Source organism: Okeania sp. SIO2B9 (assembly GCF_010672505.1).
GTDB lineage: Bacteria > Cyanobacteriota > Cyanobacteriia > Cyanobacteriales > Microcoleaceae > Okeania > Okeania hirsuta.
This window is the reverse complement of record NZ_JAAHGK010001271.1, coordinates 1-2,196: the sequence shown is the minus strand read 5'-3', so window position 1 is coordinate 2,196 and position 2,196 is coordinate 1. Positions and strand designations below refer to the sequence as shown.

Annotated in this window: 2 protein-coding genes; both read left to right on the top strand. The window is 37.1% G+C overall.

From position 1 onward, the window contains the following. A partial coding sequence (locus tag F6K13_RS29715; RefSeq protein WP_287289373.1) for a hypothetical protein occupies positions 1 to 261 on the top strand: 261 nt, incomplete at its 5' end. A gap of 440 nt (positions 262 to 701) precedes the next feature. Beyond that, positions 702 to 1,886: a cysteine desulfurase family protein gene (locus F6K13_RS29710; protein ID WP_124155159.1), complete on the top strand. Its 1,185-nt coding sequence runs from the start codon at positions 702 to 704 to the stop codon at positions 1,884 to 1,886. Positions 1,887 to 2,196: the final 310 nt, after the last annotated feature.

The window sequence follows — 2,196 nt, the reverse complement described above, 5'->3', positions numbered from 1 at the left end:
GAAGCTTCTTTCGATGGTGATTTGATAGACTTGAGAGGTTTACCAGATTATGTAGTGGTTAAAGCCAGGTCAATTATTTCTGCATTAAATGATAATCAAAGCTATCGAGAATTTGGAGGTAAACGGCTCCGCCATAATCGTTTCATAGTAAGTATACCTGTTACTCGCAACTATAGAATGATTTGTCAAGATTATGGTAATTTTGTCATACCACAGAAAGTTATGTCACATGAAGATTATAATGTTTGTAAACCTAAGTAGCTATTCAACAATTAATAATTAATAATTAATAATTAATAATTGCCTCTCCTTGAAAACAAGAGGATTAACGAGACAGGAAAATTTTTTCTTATCTTGCTATCATGGATATTGCTCTGAGACATTGCTATTCCTCGACCGCTTTTTTCTCCTTTAAAGGAGAGGCTTTAAACCTTAATTATTCGCTAACTTTTTAGAATTTAACTATTAAAAGTATAGAAATATCTGAGTTACAACAGCCACATTAAAAATAATTCATATATATAGCAGTCCTATTAGAATTTTTAAGCAAATATCTGGGAATTTACAGAGTAGATATATCGCGTAATTTTGTCTGACTACTTAAACAATTTTTATTTACTTTTTCACTCCTTTATCTCAAAAATTCTGTGACAATATTTTGATTATATTGTAGAAGTTAATGATAAAAACGGATAGACATGATGCAAATTTATCTAGACTATAGTGCCACAACACCAACAAGCCCAGAAGCGATCGCTGTTATGCAACAAGCTTTTACCCAACAGTGGGGTAATCCATCTAGCTTACATAAATGGGGCCAGAGATCGGCAACATTAGTCGAGAGGGCAAGAATAAAAGTAGCTAATTTGATCAATACAGTGCCAGAGTCAATTATTTTTACTTCTGGGGGGACTGAAGCTGATAATATGGCAATCATGGGTGTAGCACGTTGCTATGAAAAACCCCAACATATCATTATTTCTAGTGTGGAACATTCTGCGATTTCAGAACCAGCAAGAATGTTAGAAAATTGGGGTTGGCAAGTTACAAGATTACCTGTCAATAGACAAGCAAGGGTAGATCCAGAAAAACTACAAGCAGCATTACAAGCAAATACAGTTTTAGTATCAATAATTTATGGTCAAAGTGAAGTAGGCACTCTCCAACCTATTGAGGAACTAGGTAATATTTGTCGTTCTCATGGGGTTTTATTTCATACTGATGCTGTTCAGGTGGTAGGACGTTTACCAATAGATGTACAAAAACTGCCAGTAGATTTATTATCTTTATCAAGTCATAAAATTTATGGTCCTCAAGGTGTGGGGGCGCTTTATATCAGAGAAGGTGTAGAGCTAGTACCGATATTGACTGGTGGTGGCCAGGAATTGAAATTACGTTCTGGTACTCAGGCCGTAGCAGCGATCGCTGGTTTTGGAGTGGCAGCAGAATTAGCTAATGAGGAAATGACGACAGAAACATTAAGGTTAATCAGATTGCGCGATCGCTTATTTGAACAGATGGCACAAACTCCTTATGTAATTTCTACTGGGGATAGATGGCACAGACTACCTCATCATGTTAGTTTCTGCATTGTTCCCCCAGAAGTTGAAATAGAGGAAACGGAAGATAAAATTACAGGTAAAACTTTGGTGCGACAGTTAAACTTGGCTGGAATTGGTATTAGTGCTGGTTCAGCTTGTCATAGTGGAAAGGTAACTCCAAGTCCAATATTACTGGCAATGGGATATACAGAAGAGGCTGCAACTAGAGGTATTCGTTTAACATTAGGACGAGAAACAACGGAAGCAGATATTGATTGGACAGCAATGGTACTGAAACAAATTTTGGAAAGACTGATGCCTAGAAAACTTGCTATTGTGAATTAAAAATAAATATACCATTTCAGGAGTCAGGAGTCAACCCACCCCTCGCCCCTCCCCCTCCCAGGAGGGGAAGTCAGGAGTCAGGAGGAAAGAAGAAGGACAAGGAGAAGAAAGTTTTTTTATAGCTAATTAAACGGATATGATATTAAGTATCAATGATATCATGTCCGTTAGGGCGCGTTTGTGTAAACCCAAGCATGAATATATGAATATATATAGCAAATTGAAGTTTTTTCTTGCTCTTAACTTAAGCCTTCCTACCTCTTGCCTCTTGCCTCTTCCTTCTTCCTTCTTCCTTACCTTCGCGCTTACA